At 33.8% G+C, this 26,280-nt stretch carries 23 protein-coding genes; 6 read left to right on the top strand and 17 right to left on the bottom strand.

What is annotated here, in order from left to right; all coding sequences use genetic code 11:
* Window positions 1-123: 123 nt before the first annotated feature.
* The 10 genes from RH915_RS09240 to RH915_RS09195 form a co-directional block, all read right to left on the bottom strand.
* Entirely contained in the window at window positions 124-1,671 is a 1,548-nt protein-coding gene (locus tag RH915_RS09240; protein ID WP_310479553.1) for a Mur ligase family protein, read from the bottom strand.
* 96 nt (window positions 1,672-1,767) lie between these two features.
* Window positions 1,768-2,958 carry a carboxylate--amine ligase gene (locus RH915_RS09235; RefSeq protein WP_310479552.1) on the bottom strand — a complete coding sequence of 397 codons (1,191 nt, stop codon included), beginning with the start codon at window positions 2,956-2,958 and terminating at the stop codon, window positions 1,768-1,770.
* A 267-nt stretch (window positions 2,959-3,225) separates the two neighbouring features.
* Window positions 3,226-3,882, bottom strand: coding sequence for a hypothetical protein (locus RH915_RS09230; protein ID WP_310479551.1), 657 nt, complete (start codon window positions 3,880-3,882; stop codon window positions 3,226-3,228).
* Between the two features lie 232 nt (window positions 3,883-4,114).
* On the bottom strand, window positions 4,115-4,948 hold the full coding sequence (locus RH915_RS09225; RefSeq protein WP_310479550.1) for a DegV family protein: 834 nt from the start codon (window positions 4,946-4,948) through the stop codon (window positions 4,115-4,117).
* 106 nt (window positions 4,949-5,054) lie between these two features.
* Window positions 5,055-5,711 (bottom strand): PAQR family membrane homeostasis protein TrhA, encoded by a 657-nt coding sequence (gene trhA, locus RH915_RS09220; protein ID WP_310479575.1) that lies wholly within the window; start codon window positions 5,709-5,711, stop codon window positions 5,055-5,057.
* Between the two features lie 161 nt (window positions 5,712-5,872).
* The gene (locus RH915_RS09215) at window positions 5,873-8,371 is read right to left on the bottom strand and encodes a sensor domain-containing protein (protein WP_310479549.1); all 2,499 of its coding nucleotides are present in this window, start codon (window positions 8,369-8,371) and stop codon (window positions 5,873-5,875) included.
* A gap of 270 nt (window positions 8,372-8,641) precedes the next feature.
* Entirely contained in the window at window positions 8,642-9,274 is a 633-nt protein-coding gene (locus RH915_RS09210; RefSeq protein ID WP_310479547.1) for a hypothetical protein, read from the bottom strand.
* A gap of 113 nt (window positions 9,275-9,387) precedes the next feature.
* Complete coding sequence (locus RH915_RS09205) at window positions 9,388-10,680, bottom strand: RelA/SpoT domain-containing protein (RefSeq protein WP_310479545.1); 1,293 nt, start codon at window positions 10,678-10,680, stop codon at window positions 9,388-9,390.
* A gap of 17 nt (window positions 10,681-10,697) precedes the next feature.
* Window positions 10,698-11,558: an amidohydrolase family protein gene (locus RH915_RS09200; protein WP_310479542.1), complete on the bottom strand. Its 861-nt coding sequence runs from the start codon at window positions 11,556-11,558 to the stop codon at window positions 10,698-10,700.
* Window positions 11,559-11,684: 126 nt separating this feature from the next.
* Complete coding sequence (locus tag RH915_RS09195) at window positions 11,685-12,284, bottom strand: nitroreductase family protein (protein WP_310479540.1); 600 nt, start codon at window positions 12,282-12,284, stop codon at window positions 11,685-11,687.
* A gap of 223 nt (window positions 12,285-12,507) precedes the next feature.
* Here RH915_RS09195 and RH915_RS09190 point away from each other — a divergent pair, with 223 nt between their 5' ends.
* Window positions 12,508-13,449, top strand: a complete 942-nt coding sequence (locus RH915_RS09190) for an N-acetylmuramoyl-L-alanine amidase (RefSeq protein WP_310479538.1) — start codon at window positions 12,508-12,510, stop codon at window positions 13,447-13,449.
* Between the two features lie 67 nt (window positions 13,450-13,516).
* Here the strand turns inward: RH915_RS09190 and hemL are convergent, their stop codons facing one another.
* The 6 genes from hemL to hemA are packed head-to-tail and all read right to left on the bottom strand — an operon-like array spanning window position 13,517 to window position 20,178.
* Window positions 13,517-14,815: a glutamate-1-semialdehyde 2,1-aminomutase gene (hemL, locus tag RH915_RS09185; RefSeq protein ID WP_310479536.1), complete on the bottom strand. Its 1,299-nt coding sequence runs from the start codon at window positions 14,813-14,815 to the stop codon at window positions 13,517-13,519.
* Window positions 14,812-15,792 carry a porphobilinogen synthase gene (gene hemB / locus RH915_RS09180; protein WP_310479534.1) on the bottom strand — a complete coding sequence of 327 codons (981 nt, stop codon included), beginning with the start codon at window positions 15,790-15,792 and terminating at the stop codon, window positions 14,812-14,814. Before hemB ends, hemL begins: the two co-directional genes overlap by 4 nt.
* Window positions 15,770-17,299: a uroporphyrinogen-III C-methyltransferase gene (gene cobA, locus RH915_RS09175; protein ID WP_310479533.1), complete on the bottom strand. Its 1,530-nt coding sequence runs from the start codon at window positions 17,297-17,299 to the stop codon at window positions 15,770-15,772. Before cobA ends, hemB begins: the two co-directional genes overlap by 23 nt.
* A 34-nt stretch (window positions 17,300-17,333) precedes the next feature.
* Entirely contained in the window at window positions 17,334-18,239 is a 906-nt protein-coding gene (hemC, locus tag RH915_RS09170; RefSeq protein WP_310479532.1) for a hydroxymethylbilane synthase, read from the bottom strand.
* Window positions 18,232-18,897, bottom strand: a complete 666-nt coding sequence (locus RH915_RS09165) for a precorrin-2 dehydrogenase/sirohydrochlorin ferrochelatase family protein (RefSeq protein ID WP_310479531.1) — start codon at window positions 18,895-18,897, stop codon at window positions 18,232-18,234. The genes hemC and RH915_RS09165 overlap by 8 nt, the downstream gene beginning before the upstream one ends.
* Window positions 18,898-18,909: 12 nt before the next feature.
* Complete coding sequence (gene hemA / locus RH915_RS09160; protein WP_310479530.1) at window positions 18,910-20,178, bottom strand: glutamyl-tRNA reductase; 1,269 nt, start codon at window positions 20,176-20,178, stop codon at window positions 18,910-18,912.
* A gap of 420 nt (window positions 20,179-20,598) precedes the next feature.
* Here hemA and nirJ1 point away from each other — a divergent pair, with 420 nt between their 5' ends.
* The 5 genes from nirJ1 to RH915_RS09135 all read left to right on the top strand — a co-directional run bounded on the left by nirJ1 (window position 20,599) and on the right by RH915_RS09135 (window position 24,132).
* Window positions 20,599-21,795 carry a putative heme d1 biosynthesis radical SAM protein NirJ1 gene (gene nirJ1 / locus RH915_RS09155; protein WP_310479528.1) on the top strand — a complete coding sequence of 399 codons (1,197 nt, stop codon included), beginning with the start codon at window positions 20,599-20,601 and terminating at the stop codon, window positions 21,793-21,795.
* A 22-nt stretch (window positions 21,796-21,817) separates the two neighbouring features.
* A complete protein-coding gene (gene nirJ2, locus RH915_RS09150) occupies window positions 21,818-22,825 on the top strand; it encodes a putative heme d1 biosynthesis radical SAM protein NirJ2 (RefSeq protein WP_310479525.1) in 1,008 nt (335 codons plus the stop codon).
* The gene (ahbA, locus tag RH915_RS09145) at window positions 22,818-23,285 is read left to right on the top strand and encodes a siroheme decarboxylase subunit alpha (RefSeq protein WP_310479523.1); all 468 of its coding nucleotides are present in this window, start codon (window positions 22,818-22,820) and stop codon (window positions 23,283-23,285) included. The genes nirJ2 and ahbA overlap by 8 nt, the downstream gene beginning before the upstream one ends.
* Window positions 23,276-23,773: a siroheme decarboxylase subunit beta gene (gene ahbB / locus RH915_RS09140; RefSeq protein ID WP_310479522.1), complete on the top strand. Its 498-nt coding sequence runs from the start codon at window positions 23,276-23,278 to the stop codon at window positions 23,771-23,773. Before ahbA ends, ahbB begins: the two co-directional genes overlap by 10 nt.
* Window positions 23,774-23,901: 128 nt before the next feature.
* Window positions 23,902-24,132: a hypothetical protein gene (locus RH915_RS09135; protein ID WP_310479520.1), complete on the top strand. Its 231-nt coding sequence runs from the start codon at window positions 23,902-23,904 to the stop codon at window positions 24,130-24,132.
* A 47-nt stretch (window positions 24,133-24,179) separates the two neighbouring features.
* Here RH915_RS09135 and RH915_RS09130 read toward each other — a convergent pair whose 3' ends face one another.
* Window positions 24,180-26,231, bottom strand: a complete 2,052-nt coding sequence (locus tag RH915_RS09130; RefSeq protein WP_310479516.1) for a PAS domain-containing sensor histidine kinase — start codon at window positions 26,229-26,231, stop codon at window positions 24,180-24,182.
* Window positions 26,232-26,280 lie beyond the last annotated feature (49 nt).

The following is a 26,280-nucleotide window of genomic DNA, read 5'->3' as shown; positions in this document are numbered from 1 at the left end:
GCACATAATCACTTTAGCATTTATTATAACATATTCTATTTAAAATAAAACTTCTAAGTCCTTATCATATATTTTATAATACTAAAGACCTCTATACATTAGAGGTCTTTAGTATACCATACCTTATGAAATTCCAGCTACTCGACTCTTTAATGGCGTAAATAATTTGTCTTTTGGTAATTCTGGTCTCATTTTATGTAACTGCTCTAATGCAATTTGGGCTCCAAAATCCATTCCTTGACAACCAGCTAAAAGAACTAGGTCCCCAGGCTGTACATTTTTTAATGCATGGGCTATAGCATCTGGTAATTCATCGTATAGATGGGTTTTTATATTTGCCTTTTCAATAACATCTTTAAAAGCATATAATTCTTCTTCCGTAACACGATCTTTGTCTGTAACATGAGACCTGCTTTTTGTCGCAACGATTTCTTCTAAACCTAAATCCGCCGCCCAGTTAACAATTGCTTCTGAATTCTCTCTGTTTACAACCGGTCCACGTTCTCCTCTTATCGCGTATACTAGATGTAACTTATTATAATCCATAAACTTAAGTGTTTCTAAAGTTACATTAATATTTCCTGTATTTGCAAAGTGATCATCAATTATTTTAATATCGTCTTCAAAAATAAATTCAAATCGCCTTTCTACACCTTTAAAGGTTTTTAGCCCTTCTTGTATAGTAGCGACTGGTATTCCAGAAACTAATCCAATTATTATTGCCACCATTGAATTATATACGGAATGATAACCTGGAACAGATAGTTCTACATTAAACGCCATAGGCTCCAAGGCGATACCCTTAACAGTAAAAGGTTTTAATATTTCTACAGTAAACTTTGCTCTTCCTGTTGATAAGTCTAAGTTTTTACATACAACATGTCCATCCTTTTTCTCAATACCAAAGGTAACCACTTGGGCTTTTGTTTGATTTACTAGAGATGAAACATGGGGACAATCAAGGTTTAGGATTGCTACTGCACCTTCTTTAGCGTTTTTTATTAAACTCGATTTCGATTCAAAATACTTTTCAAAGGAGCCATGGGCGTCAATGTGCTCTCTACTTATATTGTTAAAGGTTACAATATCGAAGTCAACTTTCTCAACTCGACTCATTTCAAGGGCAATGGATGATACTTCCATACAAACATTAGATACATCTCGTTCTTTCATTTGACTTAGGTAGGATTGTAAATCTAAAGACTCAGGCGTTGTTAACTGAGATGGTACAGCAGTTGTATCATCTATTTTTACGATCACTGTCCCTATTAACCCTGTTTTTAATCCATGTTTTTCAAAGATTGCATTTGTCATAAAAGAAGTAGTTGTTTTACCATTAGTAGCTGTAATGCCCACCATTTGCATTTCTTTCGATGGTTGCCCATAGAACTCAGCTCCTAGCTGCGCTAAAGCCTTTCGACTATCTTTGACCACATATTGTGGAATATCCACAGTATCTTGTATCTCTTCAACTATAGCCGCTACTGCACCGTGCGTCACTGCTTGAGCTAAATACTTATGTCCATCAGTTTTCTCACCCTTAATACAAACAAAAAGATGTCCGATCTCAACTTTTTGTGAATGATAAGAAATACCTGAAATTTTGATTTCTTTATTTTGGGTGGTTTTTAAAACATCAATTGATTTTAGAAGTTCATTTAGTTTAATCAAATAATATAGCACCTCTCATATATAAAATAAGTTCCATATCGCTTTCCCTCAATACAAGGCTATATGCCCTTTAGAATATCCTAAATATTCATATTTCTATTTAGTTCCTTTTATTCCTATTTTTCTCAATAGTTTTCCACCTAAAATTTTTAAAAACGCCATTGTAGGCATAGGGTCTTTTATATCCCATATTGCATAGGCTTTTGGTTTAGCTAATGATTTTATTATTTCTTTTAAAGTAAGTTGTCCACGTTTTACATAATCTTTAATTGCTAACAGATCTTCATAAGCATACCAAAAGACATAGTTACTTTTCTTAATATTTTTTGGATCTAAAGGGTGTCCAATTAATTCTCGGTAGGCTATATATGGCATATTTAAACCTGCTTTATATAGTAAACTATTTAAATTAGTTATTCTTACATTAATCTCTATTAAATAATATCGTCCTGTATCTGCATCTTTTTTAAACTCAATTTCTGCAAAACCTTTATATCCCACTTCTTCAAGAAACTTAGCACCAATATCATATAATTCTTGAACATGTTTTTGTCCTGTATATACTGAAGCCCCGAAATTTATTGGGTATTGACGATATTTTTGACAGGTCATCCAATGGGTACATTTAGATTCTTCATTAAAAAAAGCATCAAATGTATGCATATGATCATCAAATCCTGGAATAATTCGTTGTATAATTACTTCTAATTCGGCTTCTTTTGATCGATCTAGCGCTTCTTGTAGCTCTTTTTCATTATGCACTGTAAACATTTTCTTTCTAAACTTAGCTACAAATGCAGGAGAATCTACTGGTTTAACAATACAAGGATACTTAAGCACTTTATCTACTTTCTCAAACAGGTCTTCCTCGTCTATTCGAACAGTCTCCGGAACAGCTACCCCTTTTTCAGAAGCTACAGTATGAAGGGTTTCCTTGTTCATAAGTTTCGTATAAAGTCCCTTTTCTATACTTGGGATTAAAAAGCTTTCTTTCAACTCGTCTATATGTTTATCTAAAAACTCTACATACGGATCTGCACAAGGTATTAACACCGGTGGCTTATCTTGTTTACTTGCAAAATCCTTCAAAAACTTTACAAGTGCCTCTGATTCTTTGCGATAGTGTGGCCCAATTAGTTTCTCGGAGCAATACTTAGACTTTAGTCCGTAGGAACCATCTTCTGAATAATCAAAAGCCACTACCTCTACCCCTTCTTTTCCCAAACACCTTATTGTGCTTAATCCAATATAATAATTCGATCCTAAAACCACTGCTTTATGACTCAAAAAGTGTCCTCCTAACAATTATAAGAAATTGTGTAATTAGATTTTTGTAAATAATTGCTCACCTAAGGCCTGTTCATTTATGGACTCGTCTGTATCATTCAATCTAAATAAACAACCAACAAATTAAAAACAGGTAATACATTTTTATCTCTCTATTTAATTATTCAATTATCTCATCTTAACTTATTAAAGTGATCTATTTATTTTAACGGAAATTTTTCATCCATATTATTATAACTTGTTTAGTACTATGTGACAATTATAAAACTATGATGATCCATCAATAATTGCCCCAGATATACCTCTATCCTGTGTACTTTCATAGTACTCCTTGTTCGTATTGGTTTGGGGTAATTTAATTTGCTTAAAAGCTTTGTAAAGACGTATAACCAAGCCTTTTATCGGATCAAAGAACATACTTAGAGGATTTTCTGAATGCTCTACTCTATCAATAAATTTTTGTTCGTCTATGTGCATTTTGGTTTCTGTATCAACGGTTATACCAATTTCATCTAAGTTATTTTCAAACACTTCTAATATATCTTTTATCTTACTTAGATGATCCGTTCCTAAGGCAGCATCAAACTTCTTTAACGACACTAAAGCGTTATTATATTTCTCAATTAAGTTTTTCATATGCGTAAGCATTTCATTTTCTTGATCAAAATTTTCAATAGCCTCTTCTAACTTTCTATGATCATGATAAAAATTTTTATATTCTTTTTTTAGTTGATTAATTTTTTCGTAAAAAACGTCTGAACTAAATAGATAATTACCTGACGAGTAGGCTGTTTGATTATCAGCCTTTGACACTGGGTTAACTTGATCTATTTTTTCTGACTTTTCAACAACTCTTGATCTATGTACATAACTATTATGAATACGCTTACTTGCTACACTTGAAACCCGCGATGTTTTTGACATAATCTAACGCCCCCTTTATATATCATATACCCATTTATGTAAATAATATTTTATAAAAAATTGACTAGCACCACTTTCAGTAGGAAACCCTAGGTTTCCTTACAACAGCAAAGCTGTCTAAGCCCCTTCCTCCTATATAAAAAATCATGGATGACTAAAAGTATTTGTTTTACTTAACAGTCATCCATGATTGCCTTTAATTCTTTATTTAAGTAAGAGAATAATCATTCTATTAAAATGCTACGATAATCCCGCCATCATAAGCATAAACAGAGCTTAGTCCAGCCATTTCTACAATGATTACTTCCTTAAAATTATACTTAGCTTCTATTTCTTTTTTTAAATTCTCCGCTTTTTCAAGAGCGTTACAATGGGAAATACCAAGAACTTTATCTTCTATGCGAGTACCTTGTTCCCCTATTACTTCAACAAGTCGTCTAAAGGCTCTTTTACTTCCTCTAACCTTTTCTACTAGTTTAATTGTCCCCTTATCAGCGCCCATAATTGGTTTAATTGATAATGCCGTTGCTACTTGACCTACAAATTTGTTGATCCTACCAGCTTTGATAAGGTTTTCTAAAGACTCGAGGATAAAAAATGTTTTCATTTCTTTGATATAATTCTCTACTTTGTCAACAACCTCTAATCGATCATAGTTTTTCTGTAATAGTTCATGTAGCTTCATACTTACTAAGGTCTCTCCTACGGATGCACTTAAAGAATCAAATACATGAACAAATTTATTACCAACCTTTTCGGAAATCAAATCCTTTGCCATTACTGCACTATTATATGTGCCACTTACACCAGAGGACAATGTAACAACGAAAATGTTGTCCGCTTTTTCATACTCTTTTAAGAAATCCGTTGGGGATGGACAAGCTGTTTTTATTGGCATCTTACTTTTCTTCATTTCCTTTAAAAGCACATCTACATCCATTGTTTCATCATCTACAAACTCTTTTTCTTCAATTTGGATTGTTAGTGGAACTAAACCAACGTCCATCTTTTCTTGCAATGATGAACTCAGATCACAGCTACTATCTGCTACAATTTTATAATTCATTATTTAAATCACCTCGAAATAATTTTAATGCACTTTTCTAGTTATATAGTATACATTATATATTCAATTTGTCGAAGAATGCAAATAAAATTGTAAAGAATATAATTTAAACGTTACTTAAATGAATAAATATACCCAAGAAGTGAAGTACGCTTCCTGCTAAAACAAAAACATGCCATATTGCGTGATTAAAAGGTATTTTTTTAATTGCATAAAAGATTGTACCAACTGTATAAACAATACCACCAGCTAATAGCCACCATAAGAACCCGATTGGTACCATATCAACCATTGGTTTAATTGCAATAATAACCAACCAGCCCATTAAAATATAAAGGGCTAAGGATACATACTTATATTTTTCAAATTTATTGTAAGTTACAATTTTAAACAATATACCTACTGTTGCAATGACCCATACTGCTGTTAATATTCCGATTCGCCAGTACCCTTTCATAGCAATTAAGGTTACTGGTGTATAGGTGCCGGCAATAAATAGAAAAATGGATGAGTGATCAAATACTCTAAATAATTTTTTAATATGTGGGCTCTGAAAGCTATGGTATAAAGTTGATGAAACATATAGGCACAAGGAGCAAAGTCCGTAAATACTAAAGGCAACTATAGACAGTGGGCTCCGGTTCCAAATAGCATAAACTAGCAATATTGTTAAGCTTACTATGCTAAAAATAATGCCCAAACCATGGGTAATACTATTTGCTATTTCCTCTCCTATAGAATACTTTTTAGTTACTTCTTTCATTTCTTTCACAGCGTTTGCCTCCTATTTTCTAAAATCTTTATTAAATTAGTATATACTTTATTGTATCATATAATACTTCTTAAGGTTTGTATTATTGTTAGGAACAGTTTTTCTAACAAAAGAACACCAATATTTGAGTGATCATTGATGTCCTTTTGTAACTATATTATTTTGCAGTGTTTAACGGGATACTCATTTGTTAATAAAGCTTCAACTTCATCTCCTGGTAGCGGTTTACTAAAATAATAACCCTGAAGTTCATCACAGTTGTATTTTTTCAAAAAGCAAAGTTGCTCTTCTGTTTCTATTCCTTCTGCAACCACCCTCATATTTAAAGCATGGGCTAATTCAATAACAGTCTTCACTATTACTTCATCCTCATTGGCGTTTTTGACATTTCTTATAAATTCTCTATCTAATTTTAATGTATCAATTGGTAGCTGTTTTAAATAAGTTAGAGAGGAGTACCCTGTACCAAAGTCGTCTAGTGCAACTTTTACACCAATATCTCTTATTTGTTTGACCATATTTACTGCTGCATCTAGATCTAACATAAACGCTGTTTCGGTTATTTCTATTTGTATATCCTTACGATCTATCTCCATTGAATTTAACAATGTATTAATTTCATTAGCTAAATTCATCTTATCAAAGGATTTCCCTGAGAAGTTAATCGCCATTTTTATTGAAGGATACCCTTTTTCTTCCCATTTCTTTTTTTGTTTGCAAGCAGTTTTCAACACCCACTCTGTAATTTCATGGATCTGTCCAGTGTTCTCTGCAAGTTCAATAAACTCTCCAGGAGAAACTAACCCTCTAACAGGGTGCATCCACCTAATTAAGGCTTCTACAGCAGTAACTTTTCCAGTGTTTAGATCAATTTGTGGTTGATAGTATAATTGAAATTCTTCCTTCTCAATTGCATATCTTAGTTGATTAACTATTTGTATATATTCTACTGTTTTTTCTTGCATTTCTTCTGAATAAAAAGTGAACTTATCTTTTCCATCTTCCTTACTGTAATACATAGCAGTATCTGCTTTTTTCAATAATATATCGTAATCCCGTCCGTGCTCCGGAAATAGCACAGTACCCATACTAAAGGAAATAAAAAACTCTCTACCTTGAAATACCCATGTAATTCTTAAGGCATCAATCATTTCTTCCAATCTTGCCTCAACATCTTGTCGACTGACACATTTTCCAAATATGATGGCAAATTCATCGCCACCTAATCTAAATATTTTATCCTCTTGATGAATAATCTTTTTAAAAGTACCTGCAAGATATTTTAGTAAAGCATCACCGGCAGAGTGCCCCAATGTATCATTTATATATTTAAAATTATCAACATCCATATATACAATTGCAAAACAGTCCTTCATCCCTATGAATCTTTTTACATCCACTTCAAACTGGGCACGGTTTGGAAGTCCTGTAAGATCATCTTGATATGCTAGGGTATGTAGCTTTTGTTCCATATTTTTTCTTTCAGTAATATCTGTCCCTACAGATATACCTTCTTCTACTTTTTCATTGTCACGGTATAAAATACTTGTGTTCCAAAGTATGTCGACTTTTTTTCCTGTTTTTGTTAAAAATTGTCCTTCTAAGTTTTTCACTTCTTTACCGGATTTAATTTGTTTATATGTATCATATATTGATGGTTTTTCCGCTTCCGGAGTAAAGAAATCAATTATATTTTCTCCTAAAACCTCGGCTTCAGCGTATCCAAATATTTTTTCAGCGAATTTGTTAAACTTTTTAATATTTCCATTTTGATCCCAAGTAACAATAAGTACCGATACATTATTTATAACATTTTCCGATAATATAATTTCTCTCTTTAAATTATCTCTTAAATCTAATTGTTCTGTTATATCTGTATGCGAGCCTCCTATTCTTACAATTTTTCCTTTTTTATCTCTAAGGGCTTTACCTCGGCTAAGAATCCACCTATAACTCCCATCCTTAGCCTTAAGTCGATAAGTATTTTCATAAATACCATCCTTCGACTTAAAGTACCTATCTAAGTTTCCAACAGCAGTGTCCTTATCATCAGGATGAAGTAGCTCTAACCATGCTTCGTAGCTATCTGCTATATCTCCTTCTGAATAACCCAAACCTTTTTTTGTTTTTAAAGTAAAGTAAAAAGATTGCTTTTCTTCATCCCACTCCCATATCCCGTCATTAGAACCTTCAACAATTAAATCATGTCTTTGATGACTAGCAATAAGGGCTTTTTGTTTTCTTTCCGATTCTTCAAATTGCTCTCTTAATTCTTCTTCTGTAACCGTTAATTTTTCATAAGTAGCACTTAATTCAGAATAGGCCTTCTGTATGTTTTGAGAAGCACTTTTTAAAAGGTGCATTCTATTTTGTAATAAAAAATAAACAAATATTATCATAACCAAAAAATGAAATAGACCCCTATATGTAAGTATATAGGTAAGTGTATTATAGCGTTGCTGCAGTATTGCTATAATTAATTCAAATATAATTATCCACATGGCTCCTAAAGCTCCATAAATCAACGTTGTCTTTAGCGCTTCCTTTTTAGGATCTATATCATAGCATTTATTATCACATTTATTATTAAAGTTTCTAAATAGAAATCCTTTATTTGTACCTTGTTTTATTTTATTCTTTAAGTCTTCCAAGCTATCCCAACTTTCTACTCAGACCTATTGCTTTTGTACGTCCCGAAAAAGCATATAATTACCCTATTGTCTACCTAATTATACCCTTTTCTATGTCTTTTGTAACTAATACTTTAGAACTAATTCTATTAATAAAAGAATAAAAGAAAAGAGCTCGCCATTTTATTTCAATGTCTATAGCTCTCTTCTTTTCATTTAGATTGAATAAATTATTAAATTCTATTTTAAAATATTTTTATAGATATATTTATGCAAATTCCTTGCTTATTATTAAACTTCTACTATACTTTGAACATAGGGTTTGATTTTTTCATATTTATAATTCGGATTAAGGGTTTCAATAAAAGCTTTTACCCAATGACCCCTTAGTTTATAAAACATTTCAACATTTCCACCCACTTGATCCCAATAACGCTTATGAAGACAAACTGTTGTTTCCCATGTAAATGCTTTATCATCATTTTTTATAACTGTACTTGGTCTGTCGCAAGGCATCCCTTCTAACATAATGTCATTAAGCATATTATACATCATTTCAGGTGAGTCTGGCGATTCTCCATCAAAATCTTTTGCCGAAAGTTGACCATGTTTAATAAATATATCTGTTAAGTTTCTCTCATAGTTATTATCTTTATTAAGTATTTTTGTAATTAAATCTGCTTGCCTCAATTCTGATTGGCTAATCTTTTGTTGCAACCATCCATGAATGTTTCCTGTATTAATAATGTTTTCTAGAGGTTCCCCTTCTAATGGTTTTTCATAAATTTTATAGTCTGATTTTAACCATTCATCAACAGGTAATCCTTCTTGCCTGCTCCAATCTACGATATCTTTTTCAATTGCTTCAAACTTTAATATTTTATTGTACAGCCAGTAATGTATTTTTCCTAGAAATAAACTCATGCTTACGCCTCCTTAAATTTATATCCTTATTTTAAAATAGTCTCTTGTAAAAATCAGTGATTTATATCACTGATGAACAACTAAATAAAAAAAGAGAGATCCTTTGATCTCTCCTAAACAATTTTTCTTTCCTTCGTTGGTTTATTTATGGCCATATTTAACTTTTTTATTGTTTTTAAAATTTTATCAATATTATAGATTGCTTGATTTATTTTTTTGGTTTCTGGCACGTGAATGCCATGTACGATACCATTTCTTATTTTGTACGCGTCTAAAATAACATCTCCAATATTTTCACCCAGCAATTCTTGTAGTCTATTATTAATTCGTTTAATATCGAAACTTTCTTCACTTACGTAATGCCTTATAAAACTTTCTAATTCTACCCATTTGGATAAGAAAGCATTTATTTTATTTTCATTATGCATATATCTTGTTTCAAAGTCTGAACTATACGCCCCTACCATAGGTTCCCTTATGGAAGAAATAATATCATAGTATACGTTATAGTTGTTTTCATTTTGAGAAAGTATTATTTCTATTAACTGGTAACTAATCGAATGATTATCCATCTTCATTTGTGTTTCAATAATATCTAAATATTCCATTACCGCTTTTGGATAATGTTTATCTAATTTCTTAAGCAAATTAAACAATACATCTACACGACCTAATGTCGGTTCGTTAATATATGCTTTCTTTGCTTGGGAAAGATTTTTATAAATAAACGAAGCCAGCTCATAATGATTTAAGAATTTTCTTTTATTATCTTCTATTCTTTTTTCCATGGCATATTTCAATTGCTCTAAAATAACCTCACCCGTATGGACAATTCCATTAAGCTGAGATAACAAAGCATATTCAAGATCTGATATGCCACCTTCAGGAGCTTTATACGCTAAATCGTGCTCTACTTCTGCCCAGGCATGCATTAACATAGAGGCAATTTGGATCTCTATCACTTCGCCATCATAGGGATCAGTTTCGGAAAATGTATCTGTCTTTAATTTTACTTTATAATGCCATGCTCTATATCCTGAAAATCTTGAATCATACGCCAAAGAACTGTTTTCAAAGCGAGCAGGTTCTTCAACTATGTCAAACAATGCATGAATAATTTTTTCGACTTCTCCACTATCTGGTGGAAAATATAAGGCGATCCTCACACCAACCCTATCCCGGATATCCGCTTCTATATCCTCTATACTTTTAAATCCCACAACTTCATTTCTATAATAAACTTTATTTTTTAAACTCTTTAGCGGTTTAACACGACTACTCACAATAGATCTTATACCGTTTTCATCCAATTGTTTTTTACATAGCGCTTCACAATACTCGCCTAATTTTTTATAATAATCTTGCTTCTGGCTATACTTTTCTAAATACGCATTTATAAACTCCACATTTTTCACCCCTTGTGTTAAATGTAAATTTTCAACCCACTATATACATTCAACGCATTATCAAAAAAAACCTTTTTATGATATACAGATGGAATTAATTGTTTAATCCAATCAATATAATATTCCATCGTTACCAAAGGCCAGTCTGAACCATATAAAATTTTATCGTAGCTATTTGCATAATCTAAGGCCCTTTGTATATGCTCAACAAAATATTTTGTTGACCGCTTGTTAATCGCTTTTTCATCTCCTACTATTAACCCAGACAAATCTGCATACACATTGTCATTATTCGAAATAATTGCAGCTGTATCCATAACCCAAGGGTCACCTAAATGGGCAATAATAAATTTAACACTTGGATTTCTAAGGGCAACTTGATTTACATTTAAGGGATGAGATTCATTTAAATATCCTTTTATCGCATAGGTTTTCCCACAATGAATTACAATCGGAACTTGATACTCCTTTGCTAACTCAAAAATATGTTCGTATATAGGGTCTGTTACAGATACAGGATAATACCCTGGGTATAGCTTGATGCCAATAACCTTAATGCTTTTTAGTGATTCTATAATCTTTTTAATCTCTGTTTTAAAATTCTTTTTCAATGACATCGGATTAATACCGATACAACATCGGATTTTTGAAGGAAGTTGTTCATTCAAGTCTAAACCCATTGGATTTGATTGTAGGTGGTCTGGAAAAGCCTTATTGCTCGTCTCTTCTATGCCCATTCCAACAGCATACACAATATTGTTATTCACTAATAATTGCTCTAATCCCTCTACAGAATAGTTCTCTTTACTTATTTTACTTGCACAGTTTATAAATCGTTTAACGGCGGAAAAATGCAAGTGTGCATCAATTATTTGCATACATACTCCTCTCACGCTACTAACAAAAATAAGAACATAATCAATTAAGATTTTGTTCTTATTTTCTATTTACTATACATTTTATCATCTTAAATTATATGCTATTAACAAACTGTACAAGCTTATTTATTTATACACCTTAATTCTTTCATCTAATGGTTGGAAGTCTTTTTCCCCCGCCGGTCCTGTAGGCTTACCAAATGGCATCTGGGCAATTAATTTCCAATTTTCTGGTGTTTTCCACTCTTTTTGTACATCGTCATCAATTAGACCATTGTAGTGTTGTAGTGTTGCCCCAAGTCCTTCTAATTCCAAACTAGTCCATACAATATACTGTAGTATACCCGAAGCTTGTTCTGACCATAGAGGGAAGTTCTCTTTATATGAAGGGAATTTTTCCTGCAACCCTTTAACAACATTTTGATCCTCGAAAAATAAAACCGTACCATAACCACTTTGGAATGAATTGATTTTTTCTTCTGTTTGAGGGAAACTTTCAGCATCTACAATCTTTCTTAGGGCCTCTTTTGTAAAGTCCCAAAGTTTGTCATGGTGCTTTCCTAATAAAAGTACAACTCTTCCACTTTGTGAGTTAAAGGCTGTAGGGGTATACAATACACTAAAATCAATAATTTCTTGGATTTTTTCATCTGATATTGGTGATTCTTTTGATATTCCATATATTGAACGTCTTTCCTTAACTGCTGTATGAAAATCTTTTGACATAATATCTACCTCCTGTATTTTTTATAAGTTTATCTATATCTAAATATTACCCTGTTTTCTTAAAAATAAACGATATAACTAAGTTGTGATACTACCAGTTTTGCTTTTAAAGATGAGCAGTATAGTTATGCAATTTTCTTGACTAATTAACATACTATAATTAGTAACTCTTTGTTATTTATATATGGAGAATAATACTTTAAAAAACTAAAGGGGGAATTATATGAAAATATGCATTGATGCTGGTCATGGTATTAATACTCCGGGAAAACAAAGTCCTGATGGTATGAAGGAATTTGAATTTAATGTTGTCGTTGCAGGTTATTTAGATGAAATCTTACAAAACTATAAAAATGTTCAAACCATTTTTTCTCATGATCATCCAACAGGTCGTAGAGATGTACCTCTACGTGAGCGAACAGATAAAGCAAATAATTGGGGGGCGGACCTTTTTATCAGTATTCATGCCAATGCCTTTGGTACTGGCGGGTGGAACAATGCTAACGGACTAGAAACCTATGTGCATAACGTTGTACCACAAAGGACACTTGATATTGCCAATGAAATCCATAAAAAACTTATTGAAAAAACAAATATGCGTAATAGAGGATTAAAAGGGGCTAATTTTCATGTTTTAAGAGAAACAGACATGTCTGCTGTTTTAGTTGAATGTGGATTTATGACCAACTATCGGGATATGCAAAAACTAAGAACGGATAGCTATCGAAGGACCTGTGCAGAAGCTATTGCAGAAGCAATCGTACAGCACTACAATTTAGACCCTAAGGAAACACAAACTAATTGGACTGGATCACCGGCTTTAAAAAGAGGTGACCGCGGCGAAATGGTTAAAGACTTACAACGACAGCTCCAAGAGCTGGGTTATTACGATATGGACATCGACGGATTGTTTGGTCCTGGAACCGAGCGGGGCGTAAGAAACTTTCAAAAGGATCATGATCTTGCTGTAGATGGATTTGCAGGACCAGCTACCTATGAAGCCGTTCAGAAAGCACTGGATAATCCTTCTACTCCTTCTAAAGAAGTTTTCAGGGTTATTGTTGATGGAGAACAAATAGGTGCTTATGCTGAGATTTCAAATATCATCGCACAGATCGAAAACCATATAAAAGATGCTAATGAGATTACTATTCAAAGGGTTTAAGTATGGTATTTGCTCAAAAACATAAAAAATAGGGTAGTCATTTGCTACCCTATTTTTTTGCAATCTATTACAAACTTTCTTTTAAGGATTTTAAACTCTCGTAGGCTGCTTCTATGGTTTTATTTATTTCTTCTTTTCCGTGGGCATTGGAAATAAACATTGCTTCAAATTGAGAAGGTGCAATATAAATCCCCCTGCTTAACATCTCTTTAAAGTAAAAGGTAAATTGATTTGTATTTGAGGTATTAGCAGTATCAAAATCAATAACAGTTTCATCAGTAAAGAACATACACAGCATTGATCCGACTCTATTAAAGGAAGCTGATACTTCTAAATCTTTTACAATTGATTTAAATCCACTCTCTAACGCTGCAGCATGGGACTCTATTTTTTCATAAATTTGAGGATTTTCTTTTAATATTTTTAGAGTTGTATATCCAGCCGTCATTGCTAACGGGTTACCAGACAATGTTCCCGCTTGATACACCGGTCCCGTCGGTGACAAGTGTTCCATAATTTCCTTCTTTCCACCAAAGGCGCCTACAGGCAGGCCTCCTCCTATAATTTTGCCAAAGCATGTTAAGTCTGGTTTAATACCATATAGACTTTGTGCACCACCAAAGGCTACACGAAAGCCTGTCATAACTTCATCAAATATTAACAGTGCACCATACTTCTCTGTTAAGTCTCTTAAGGTCTGAGCAAAGGCTTGAGTCATTGGAATAACACCCATATTCCCTGCTATTGGTTCTACAATTACTGCTGCAATCTCTTCACTATATTGATTGAAAATATTTTTAATGTCATCTATGTCATTATATGTAGCAGTAATGGTATCTTTTGCAACTTCTGGTGTTACCCCAGGACTATTAGGGACTCCATGGGTTAGGGCTCCTGAACCCGCTTTAATTAAAAGGGAATCCGAGTGTCCGTGATAATTACCATTAAATTTAATAATTTTATTTCTCTTTGTATACCCTCTAGCTAACCTAAGGGCTGTCATTGTAGCTTCAGTACCTGAATTAACCATCCTGATCATTTCTATAGATGGCATACCCTCAGTAATCAGTTGTGCCATTTTTAGTTCAATTTCCGTAGGGGCACCAAAGCTTGTTCCAGTTTGCAAAACACCTTCTAGGTTTTCTACCACTTCTGGATGACAATGCCCTAAAATTAATGGTCCCCAAGACCCAACATAATCGATATACGTATTCCCGTCTTCATCATACAGATACGCACCTTTTCCTCTTTTAATGACCGGAGGGGTCATATTAACAGAGGAGAAAGCCCGGGCAGGGCTATTAACACCTCCGGGAATAATTTTTTTAGATGCCTCAAAAATTTCTAAAGATCTTTCTTGTTTCAAAGTTGATTCCTCCTTATCCAACGTGCCATATCCTTTGCAAAGTAGGTAATAATGATATCCGCACCGGCTCGTTTAATACTGGTCAAAGTTTCAAGCATTAACAGTTCCTCATTACCAATGCCAGTTTTTTCAGCATTTTTAATTAAGGCATATTCACCACTAACTTGATATGCTGCTAAAGGAACATTAAATTGATTTTTTATATCCCTTATGATATCTAAATAGGCTAAAGCAGGTTTTACCATCACCATATCAGCCCCTTCTTGCAGGTCTAAGGTTACTTCTCTAAAAGCTTCTTTGCGATTTCCGGTCTCCATTTGATAGGTTTTGCGATCCCCAAACTGAGGACTTGAACCAGCAGCACTACGAAAAGGGCCATAAAATGCTGAAGCAAATTTTACGCTATAACTTAATATAGCTGTATCAATAAAACCATTTGCATCTAATACATCTCGTATCTTCCCTACTCTACCATCCATCATATCAGAGGGAGCTACAATATCTGCCCCTGCTTCAGCGTGGGATAAAGCTACCTTTGCTAAAATTTCTAAAGTCTCATCATTTAGTATGGTTCCATCCTGCACTAACCCACAATGTCCATGGTCCGTATACTGGCATAAGCATACATCGGTAATAACTAATAAATTTGGATAAAGTTTTTTTATCTCTCTTACCGCCTGTTGTACAATACCATTAGGATCATAAGCTTGAGAAGCACCAGGGTCTTTTTTATCAGGAATTCCGAAAACGATAATGCTACTAATTCCTAAGTCTATTATTTCTGCTAGTTCATTTTGTAGCATATCTACGGAAAAGTGATACTGTCCTGGTAAAGATGTAATTTCTTCTTTTATATTTTTACCATGCACTACAAAAACTGGATAAACTAAATCTGATATATTTACATTTGTTTCTCTTACTAACCGACGCAAGGCAGGGTTTTTCTTTAGTCTTCTAGGTCTTTGTATTAACTTCATTTGTTCTCGCCTCCAAAATTACATCTACCAATCCTTCAATTGTATAGGATTTTGCTTGTGCATCTAACTGTAACCCGTATTCCTTAGCTGTTGTTCCAGTAATTGGGCCAATTGCTGCAAATTTTATATTTTTTAATCGTTTTTTATTTTCACTGCCTAACATTGCCATAAAGTTTCTAACAGTGGAGGAACTTGTGAAGGTAATCCAATCAATATCTTGTTCAAGGATGTCGGCTAATTCTCCCTGTCTATCCTCTGGTATTACAGTATCGTATATGTCTACTTCTTCTACTTGTGCACCCAGAGCATCTAAACCCTCTGCTAAGGCCTTTCGTGCAATGTTAGCCCTTGGCAAAAAAACCGTGTCACCTTTTTTGATTAGCCCCTGTAAACTTTCTATGATCCCTTCTGCAACGTAACTTTCAGGTATAATATCCACCAATAGTCCTTTATCCTCTAGTGCTTTTGCTGTAGCCGGGCCTATGGCTATAATCTTTCCAGATCCCATATCCCTAACGTCCATTCCAATATGCTTTATTGCTTCGAAGAACGCTTTTACACCGTTTACACTAGTAAATATCACATATTGGGCTCGATTAACTTTCTTTAACCTTTTATATACCATATCCCTATCTTTTGGAGGCCGAATTGCTATTGTTGGAAACTCTATCACTTCTCCACCCAGCGCTTTTAACCTTAAAGTAAGATCACTAGCTTGCTCTCTGGTCCGTGTGACTAAAATTTTTTGTCCCTGTAAAGGCAATTTTTCAAACCAGTTTAATTTATTTTGGAACTTTACGACCTCTCCAATTACGATAACAGAAGGAGAAGTGATGCCCTTTTCTTTTACTAAAGTGACAATATTACGCAATGTTCCCGTGACGGTTTTTTGGTTGCTGGTCGTTCCTCTATGCACTAAGGCAATTGGGGTTTCACTGGACTTTCCATAATATAAAAGTGACTTCACAATTTTCTCTAAATTTCCCACACCCATCAGGAAAATTAATGTACCCTCTAGTTTTGATAGGGCTTCGAAGTTGACAGTAGATGTTTCTTTAGTAGGGTCTTCATGTCCGGTAATTACGTGAAAAGAAGTGCTTACATTTCTATGTGTGACTGGAATCCCCCCATAATTTGGTACAGCAATAGCCGAGGTAATTCCCGGGATAACCTCAAAAGGAATTCCCTTTTCTCTCAGCGTAATAGCTTCTTCTCCTCCTCTACCAAAAACATAAGGATCCCCGCCCTTTAAGCGGGAAACAACCTTTCCTTCCAATGCCTTTTTTACTATTAAGTTGTTAATTTCATCTTGCGTGTAAGTATGGTTAGTAGGTGATTTACCAACATCTATATATTCTGCATCTGGTCTAGCTTCTCTAAGAATATTTTTGTTAACCAATCGATCATATAAAATAACATCTGATTCCTGAATACAACGTAATCCTTTGATTGTTATTAGTTCTTCATCTCCAGGACCTGCGCCTACTAAATAAACATAAGCCTTCAAAAGAACAACCCCTTTCCATTATAATCCCAAGTATTTATACAAGGGACTTTCCACCCTGTTGGATTATACCTTTACCCAGTTGAATACCTAAGTCTCCAAAACTTGTTTGGTCTCCCTGCACATGATGTTTAATAACTTTTTTTCCATCTGGGGATGCTACCATACCTGTTAATATGATTTGATTTCCTTCTACATGTCCATATGCACCTATTGGGGCATGACATCCCCCTTCAAGTAATTTAAGAAATGCTCTTTCCGCCATAACACATTTGTAGGTTTCATCATCATTGATTGCCTCCAGCATGCTTAATACTTCCCTATCATTTTTTCGTGCTTCACAACCAAGCGCCCCTTGGCCTACTGCTGGAATAAAATTCTCTGTATCTAAATAATTTGAAATCCTTTTATTTAAGCCTAATCGGTTTAATCCCGCCGCTGCTAAAATGACGCCGTCCATTTCTTCTGTCTCTATTTTTCCTAATCTGGTCTCTACATTCCCTCTAATTGGTACCACTTTTATATCTTCTCTCAGCTTTAAAATTTGTGCTTGTCGTCTAAGACTACTGCTTCCAATCTTTGCACCATAGGGTAACTCCTTTAGGCTCAAATGATCTTTTGTTACTAAAACATCTCTTGGATCTTCTCTTTTTGTAATACACGCCAATACTAACTCGTCAAGGGTTTCGCTAGGCATATCTTTCATGCTATGCACTGCTAAGTCAACCTTTTCATTTATCAGTGCGCTTTGTATCTCCTTTACAAAAAGACCCTTACCCCCAATTTTATCTAAGGTTTTATCAAGTATTTTATCCCCTAGGGTTTTCATTTTAACAATTTCATAGGTATACTTAGGGAATTTTTCCTTTAACATGCTTATAATAAGTTCTGCTTGTACTACTGCTAAACGACTTGCCCTTGATCCAATTTTTATATTACGCATTACTGTCACCCTCTATCCGACTCTTGAATTTTGTGTAAAATGCCCAAGCCTCTTGTTCTAACTTATCTATGCCTTGTTTTCCAAGAGACTCTATTTCACAGTTATAAATTAACTCGTGAAATAATTGCTTACGATTTTCAATATGATCAATTTCTTTTAATGCCCTGTCCCGAAGTGCTCCAAGAATATTTAACACCGCTTCGTAATGACTCCCAAAAATTTGTTCAAGTTCTTCTCTTATTTTTCTTGATAACATCGGACTTTTTCCATCTGTACCTATGGCAATTGTCAAGGCTCCTCGCCTAATAGTAGCTGGTACATTAAAGTCACATAACGGGGGAACATCAACGACATTGATTAAAATTTCTTCTTTAACCGCTTCTTCTCTACAGCTTTCACTAACCTCCAAACGATCCGTCGCCACATAGACCAAATAACTTCCCTTTAAATCTCCATAAGCGTAAGTTTTATTTAGATGTACTATTTTTCTTGTTTCCGATAACTTTTTTAATTCAGATGTTACTTCAGGGCTGATTACCGTTACTACAGCCCCATATTCTAATAAGGATTTAACCTTTCGCTCAGCTACTGCACCTCCACCCACTACTGTACAGGGTTTATTTTCAATATTTAGCATTATAGGATAGTATTTTGTCATTTCTTTCCCCTTTCATTTGCTACAGGATGCATCTAACCCTAAAAATGCATCTACAAAGGATGCAAATTCTTCTCCCTTGCCTTGATTTCCTGCATCTTTTAACTGTAAAATGGGTTTTTTCCACATCTTTTTAACGAGACTTTTTACCACGAGTTCAATTGTCTGACGATCTTTTTCCTCCATATGGGCTAATTTATTAAATAGTCTTTTTAATTCCTGATCCGTTAAGGATTCGCTATAATCTTTAATCGCCTCTATTCTTGGATATATAGGTAGACATTGATACCACATTTCATATTTTTCCACACCGGCTTCGATGCATTCTTTAATGCGATCTATACAATTTAAACGATATGCCAAGTTATCCCTAGCTATTTCTTTTAAATCATCTATATGAAAAAGACTTATCTCTCCAACCTCTCCAATAGCAGGATCAATATCCCTTGGTAACGCAATATCAACTAAACATATTGGTTTGTTTTGGGTATAAGTGCTATCAAATTCAGTTTTTTCTAATATAAAGTGGGGAGCCCCGGTAGCGCTAATAACCGCATCAACTTCATTAATAACTCTGTATTTTTGGTTATAAGGTAAAAATACTATTTTATCATTTAAAATATCTTGGACTTTATCTTCTGAACGATTGCAAATATAGATTTGTTCAACGCCTTTATCAATTAAATTTTCAACAGCGATTCGACTCATTTTTCCAAATCCAATGATCAGCACCTTTTTATTATTTAATTCTAATAAAATCCTTTCAATCTGCTTAACCGCAATGGAACTGATTGATAAGGGATTTTCGGAAATACGTGTTTCTGCTTTAACTTCTTTTGCAAGGGTAACCGCATCTAAAAACAATCTATTAAGGATTTTTCCCGTTGCCCTCTCTTCAAGGGCATCATGATAGGCTTCTTTTACCTGCCCTAGAATTTGATCCTCACCAATTACAAGGGAGTTTAAACCACAACATACATGAAACAAATGTCTAATAGCATCCTCCCCCTTATTAAAAGCGTAATACCCCTCTAATTCATCTTTTTGTAAATTGAAAAATTTGTTATAAAAGTCCTTAAACCACTGCTCTGCAACCGTAATATCTTCTACTACTGCAGTTATTTCACTGCGATTACAAGTAGCAAGTATTACCCCTTCTTTAACAAATGTATCTTCTTTTAAAAGTCTATATGCAGCACTTTTCTTAGTGCTTGTAAAGGCAACCTTTTCCCGTAATTCAATACTTGAATTTTGATGATTAATGCCGAACGTAATAATTTCCATACCTAACCACCCTTTGTCTTAAGAGAATGTTTTTATATTAAATGATTATAAACCTTGTTCTTACTGTTTTATACATATTAAGAAATCAACCATGTAAATCCACCATGTTCAAAGGGGGAATGATCTTCGTTAAAAACTATATTATCAAATGGAAAATATTATAGCAATAAATACTAGTAAAGCACTATTTTTACAGAATAATAGAAGTAATAAATCAACCTTCCCTTATTCCAAAAATCTTAACTTGTTTTGTTCTATGTTTACTGAACCTTCGATTTTTAAATGAGGAAACTGCATAATCACATTGTTGAAGGTTTTATAGAATAAATCTAATTATGCAATTTACTCAACTATAAGAATAAAAGAAAATTATAAGGAGATAATCTGAAATATAAACTTATGGAAAAGGATGGCATTTATATGATTAGTATAACTAAACTATTAATTGGTACAGAACATTTTGGTGACTCTCTTAGATACCGTCATCGAAAACAACAAACCCCCCATGGCACCTCAACTGGACACGGTCCTGTTGTAGCCTGGAATATCACTCGAACCTGTAATCTTAGTTGTATTCATTGCTACATGAACTCAGAAAAACAGAACTATAAGGGTGAATTAAGCCACGAAGAAGCAATCAGTTTTATTGAAGATTTAGCAGCATTCAAAGTACCGGTTCTACTATTTTCAGGAGGAGAACCCCTGATGAGAGATGATATTTTCTCTTTAGCTGCCCATGCAAAAAAATTAGATATTCGTCCTACTTTATCAACCAATGGTACTTTAATTACAAGACAAGTAGCTAAAAAAATTAAAAATATAGGGGTAGGTTATGTCGGTATAAGTTTAGATGGACTGGAGGAAACAAATGACGCTTTTCGTGGATCCTCTGGTGCCTTTAATGCGGCAATTAAAGGAATAGAAAATTGCGTAGCTGTTGGTCAAAAAGTTGGATTGCGCTTTACTATTAATCGTCATAATTTTAAGCAGCTAGATGCTATTTTTGATTTAGTTGAAGACTTAAATATAGACCGTATTTGCTTTTATCATCTTGTTTATACTGGTAGAGGCTCGGAAATCGTAGAATCTGACATTACACATGAGGAATCCCGTCAAGGAATGGACCTAATTATAAATCGAACATTAGATTTTCATCGTAGGGGTCTAAAAAAAGAAATACTTACTGTAGATAATCATGCTGACGGTATATATTTGTATAACCGTATAAAAGAAATCGATCCAGCTCGGGCAGAAAAAGTTTACAAGCTGTTAAAAACTAACGGTGGGAACAGGTCTGGGATTGCCTTTGCCAATGTAGATAGCTATGGCAATGTACATCCAGATCAATTTACTCAAAATCATCGTCTTGGAAATGTTAGGGATCGTTCTTTCAGTGATATATGGACAAACCGTTCCCATCCCATACTATACGGACTCAAGGATCGAAAATCTTTATTAAAGGGTAGATGTAGCCAATGCCAGTGGCTTAGTCTTTGCAATGGTAACTTTAGAGCTAGAGCTGAAGCAGTAACAGGGGACTTTTGGGAATCGGATCCGGCTTGTTATTTAACAGATGAAGAAATTGGACTCAACAGCAACTTAGCCTATAATACTTAGTTTCAATAAGGAGTGTATTAATTTGATTATTTCTTGGAATACCACCAATGACTGTAACATGTTTTGTGACCATTGTTATCGGGATGCTGGTATAAAAGCTGACAAAGAATTGGACACAAAAGAGGGCCGTAAGCTCATCGATGAAATTGTAAAAGCAGGCTTTAAAATTATGATTTTTAGTGGTGGCGAGCCCCTAATGCGTAAAGATATTTTTGAGCTAGTTGGTTATGCAAATACAAAAGGTTTAAAGCCTGTTTTTGGTACAAACGGTACTTTAATTTCTAAAGAAGTAGCAAAAGAGTTAAAAAAAGCAGGGACGATGGGGATGGGAATAAGCCTAGACAGTTCCAACCCTGCACTACACGATCAACTAAGATGTTATGAGGGGGCCTGGGAAGGTGCATTAAAAGGGATGGAAAACTGCAAGTCTGTGGATTTACCTTTTCAAGTTCATACCACAGTTATAGATTGGAATAACCCTGAGTTAGAGAATATAACAGACCTTGCTATTGATTTAGGTGCCATCGCCCATCACTTTTTCTTTTTAGTCCCTACAGGTAGAGGAAAGAACATTGAAAGTCGTTCTTTAGATGCTGCACAATATGAGGCTACACTAAAAAGAATAATGGATAAGCAAAAACAAGTAAGGATTGAATTAAAGCCAACCTGTGCCCCTCAGTTTATGAGAATAGCAAAAGAGATGGATATGAAACTTAGGTTTAATCGTGGTTGTTTAGCAGGAACCTCCTATTGCATCATTAGTCCCACTGGCAGGGTTCAACCCTGTGCTTACTTAGATATGGAAATAGGAAATGTTAGGAATATACCTTTTAGCGATATATGGAAAAACAATGATGTTTTTAATAAGCTACGAAGTCAAGACTATAGTGGGGGATGCGGAAAATGTGGCTATAAAGAGTCATGTGGTGGCTGTCGTGCTAGAGCTGCATATTATCATGATGGGGACTATATGGCAGAAGAACCCTGGTGTTTACATCATAATCGTAAAGGAGCAATTGCCCATGGATGAAATCGACCTACACTTACTGACAATTATTCAGAAAGGCTTTCCTATAGATCCTCAACCTTACAAGATTCTCGGAAATAAGCTATGTATATCAGAGGACAATGTTTTATCAAGAATTGCTAATTTAAAAAGCAAAGGATTCATCAGAAGAATTGGAGGGGTTTTTGATTCTAAGGCACTAGGCTATACTAGCACCCTATGTGCAATGAAGGTACCAGAAGATAAGATAGAAGAAGTAGCTGAAATTATTAATAGCTTACCTGAGGTTACTCATAACTACCTACGGGAGCATGATTATAATTTATGGTTCACATTAATTGCTCCATCACAGGAAGAACTGTATAATTTACTAACGTTTATTAAAAACAAAACAACTATACATAGATTAATTAATTTGCCGGCAACTAATTTGTTTAAAATTAATGTTCACTTTGACTTAAAGGAGGCCAACAAATGCAGCTGACAAAAACGGATAAAAAAATTATTAGTATGCTTCAGGAGGACCTCCCCCTATCTCCTACCCCTTATAAAGATATTGCATTAAACCTTGGTATTTCAGAGGATTACCTGCTAAAGAAAATTAATAACTACCTTGAACTAGGTATTATCCGACGTTTTGGCGCAACTTTAAAACATAGAGAAATTGGGTTTAAATCTAATGCTATGGTGGTGTGGATTGTACCAGACCACTTAGTTTCTAAGGTAGGCAAGCAAATGGCAGCATTTAAAGCAGTTAGTCATTGTTATCAACGACCCACTTATCCAGACTGGCCATATAACCTTTTTACAATGATTCATGGACAAACCAAAGAAGAGTGTATTGCTATATCAAAAGAAATTTCTAACAATATACAGGTATTTGAGTATAAGTTACTTTTTAGTACACAAGAACTCAAAAAGACAAGTATGCAATATTTTAGGAATGAGTCACTTTTACATTCAAGCCTTTAAATAGAAATTGACTTATTTATTTAATTTAAATAAGATATACTTTAGAAGATGTAAAATAAATATAATTACTTAATTCCTAAAGGCTAAAGTAATGTGTTTTATCTTGATTTGAAGGGTTGTGACATATAATGGACAACAAAGACTCGTTTAGCTTATTTGACCTCGTTCCAAAATCAAAGGTTGTAAAGGATAAAGTGCTCCCCGAGGGCGTTACGTTAAAAACAAAGTATTTATGGTGCCCTTACTGTTCTATGCCTGTTATATTTCAAAAAGATAAAAAATTAGGCGTAAAAAAATGCCCGAGCTGTAACATTACAGATCGGGATTTTTGGGTGAAAAAAGTAAATAAATTAGGGTAACATAAAGTAGCTAATTCACTGACAAAGGCTGGAAAGTACTCCAGCCTTTATTTATTATATATATCTGAAAACTCTATGTACATTCTCTCTATGTTAAAAGTATGCTTATCTGTAATACGTTCTTGATAACGTTCCTCTGCTTTAACTATTTTAATTGGTAATTTTAACTGAAACTCGCTGCCTTCATTCAACCCACTTAATACATTGATTTTCCCACCATGCATTTCAACTAGTGCCTTAACCAGAGAAAGTCCTATTCCACTTCCTTCATGACTTCTTGTCATAGATTTATCTACTTGAACAAATCTATCAAATATAAAATCTAGTTTTTCTTTGGGAATTCCTCTCCCAGAATCTTTTACCACAATAAGTATATTGTCTTTTTCCCTTGTTACCTTTAATATTATTTTTCCACCTATATCCGTGAACTTAACTGCATTTGATAATAGGTTTAATATAACTCGCTCAATTTTTTCAGGATCACATACAACGATCCCTTCTTCTAAATCGGATTCAAACTTTAGTGTTAACCCTTGATTTTTTACATAGTCTTGCACTGAGTTTACAATACTTTTAATCAATTCAACTATATCATACTGTTGTAGGTTAAGTGTATAAAAACCAGAGTCAATACATGTAATATCAATTAAGTTATTTACAATTCGTAACAACCTATAGCAGTTTTTCTTCATTCTTTCTGAAGTCTTTTTATATTTTTGATGGTTTTTATTTTCACGATCAGAATCTATATATAAATCATGTAGCTGTAAACTGCCTAATAATACGTTTAAGGGCGTTCTTAGTTCATTTGATACATTGGAAAAAAATTCAGTTCTTAGTTGATCCAATCCAAGATGTTCCAGTAATAGCTCTTTCTCAGTCATATCCTTTGCGACAATCACTGCTGCCTCTCCATCATCAAAGGGAATCTTTATGGCTGTAACTTCAACATTAACTTCCTCCCCATCCCTTTTAATATATCTAGTCTTATTTAGAGGTGCAACGCCATTTTGCGCTTTTAATTTTTCAAAACGAGCCTCTACTTTATTTGTATAATCTGGGTGAACGATATTATAATATGTTAAACCAGTTAGTTCTTCACTAGTCTTATAGTCTAATAGATTTAGTGCAGCATCATTTGCAAATTTAAATCTTTTACTATCTATATCCACTATAAGCACCGCATCCGGAAGAAAAGAAAAAATCTTTTCTTGTTTTTCTGCATAGAGCTTCAAGTCTGCTTCTAACCTTTTCCTTTCAGTAATGTCTCGGGCAACGATTAAACTCGCTCTTTTCCCTTCTAAGTGAAAATCATGGGTTAGTACATCTACAGGAATTCTCGTTCCACCTTTTCCTATGTGTACTGACTCAAAGTTTTTCACTTGATTTTTATTAATACTATCTGCAAGATGTAATAGTTCTATTGGGCTAAAACGACTGATATCTTTCGGTGCCATATTCAACATTTCTTCATAGGTATATCCAAGTCGGGTGTATCCTTCAGTATTCACATCAACAAAATTACCTGCAACATCTTTTAAAAAATCTCCCCCTTCATCTTCATATATATAAAATAAGTAAAGGGCATCATTTATATTTTGAAATAGTGCTTTATATTTTTCTTTACTTCGATTTAATTCATTAAAGTAATTAATTTCATCTGTCATATCACTAATAAGGGCATATAGATACTGCTTATCATTAATTTTTATCGGACACATCACTACTTTTACGTCTTTTAATCGACCACTCTTTAATCGATTAATCAAGTATAAAGTTTTTATTTTATTTTTCCTAATATCCTCCTTCATCTCATTTATATCAGATTGCGAGACAAAAGGATTGATATTTTTTATGCTCATGCTTTTAAATTCTTCTCTTGTATATCCGTAAAAATCTATTGCTTCTCTGCTCGCATCAACGATATCACCATTCTCTACGTCTACTACTAGCTGTATCATATTGAGGTCATTTAGAATCTCATTTTTCGATATTATATTTAGGTTTGTTTCACGTTCTTTTAAATTTAATCTTAGTTTGTTATTTTCCTCTTTTAATTGATTAATCTCTTGTTGTAAGATCTTTAGCTTATTTTGCATCCCAGTCCCCCGAATAATAAAATTTAAAAATTTTTATTTTATGATTATA

It is taken from the genome of Serpentinicella sp. ANB-PHB4, assembly GCF_031432315.1.
Classification (GTDB): Bacteria; Bacillota; Clostridia; order Peptostreptococcales; family Natronincolaceae; genus Serpentinicella.
This window is presented reverse-complemented; position numbering and strand designations above follow the sequence as displayed.

Bases quoted from the DNA above. Each gene is read 5' to 3' on its own strand.
- RH915_RS09165 (WP_310479531.1), bottom strand. From the start codon at position 18,897: ATGACAAAATACTATCCTATAATGCTAAATATTGAAAATAAACCCTGT.
- nirJ1 (WP_310479528.1), top strand. From the start codon at position 20,599: ATGATTAGTATAACTAAACTATTAATTGGTACAGAACATTTTGGTGAC.
- ahbA (WP_310479523.1), top strand. From the start codon at position 22,818: ATGGATGAAATCGACCTACACTTACTGACAATTATTCAGAAAGGCTTT.
- hemC (WP_310479532.1), bottom strand. From the start codon at position 18,239: ATGCGTAATATAAAAATTGGATCAAGGGCAAGTCGTTTAGCAGTAGTA.
- RH915_RS09230 (WP_310479551.1), bottom strand. From the start codon at position 3,882: ATGTCAAAAACATCGCGGGTTTCAAGTGTAGCAAGTAAGCGTATTCAT.
- RH915_RS09135 (WP_310479520.1), top strand. From the start codon at position 23,902: ATGGACAACAAAGACTCGTTTAGCTTATTTGACCTCGTTCCAAAATCA.
- hemA (WP_310479530.1), bottom strand. From the start codon at position 20,178: ATGGAAATTATTACGTTCGGCATTAATCATCAAAATTCAAGTATTGAA.
- RH915_RS09200 (WP_310479542.1), bottom strand. From the start codon at position 11,558: ATGCAAATAATTGATGCACACTTGCATTTTTCCGCCGTTAAACGATTT.
- RH915_RS09225 (WP_310479550.1), bottom strand. From the start codon at position 4,948: ATGAATTATAAAATTGTAGCAGATAGTAGCTGTGATCTGAGTTCATCA.
- hemB (WP_310479534.1), bottom strand. From the start codon at position 15,792: ATGAAGTTAATACAAAGACCTAGAAGACTAAAGAAAAACCCTGCCTTG.
- RH915_RS09195 (WP_310479540.1), bottom strand. From the start codon at position 12,284: ATGTCAAAAGATTTTCATACAGCAGTTAAGGAAAGACGTTCAATATAT.
- RH915_RS09130 (WP_310479516.1), bottom strand. From the start codon at position 26,231: ATGCAAAATAAGCTAAAGATCTTACAACAAGAGATTAATCAATTAAAA.
- trhA (WP_310479575.1), bottom strand. From the start codon at position 5,711: ATGAAAGAAGTAACTAAAAAGTATTCTATAGGAGAGGAAATAGCAAAT.
- RH915_RS09190 (WP_310479538.1), top strand. From the start codon at position 12,508: ATGAAAATATGCATTGATGCTGGTCATGGTATTAATACTCCGGGAAAA.
- ahbB (WP_310479522.1), top strand. From the start codon at position 23,276: ATGCAGCTGACAAAAACGGATAAAAAAATTATTAGTATGCTTCAGGAG.
- RH915_RS09210 (WP_310479547.1), bottom strand. From the start codon at position 9,274: ATGAGTTTATTTCTAGGAAAAATACATTACTGGCTGTACAATAAAATA.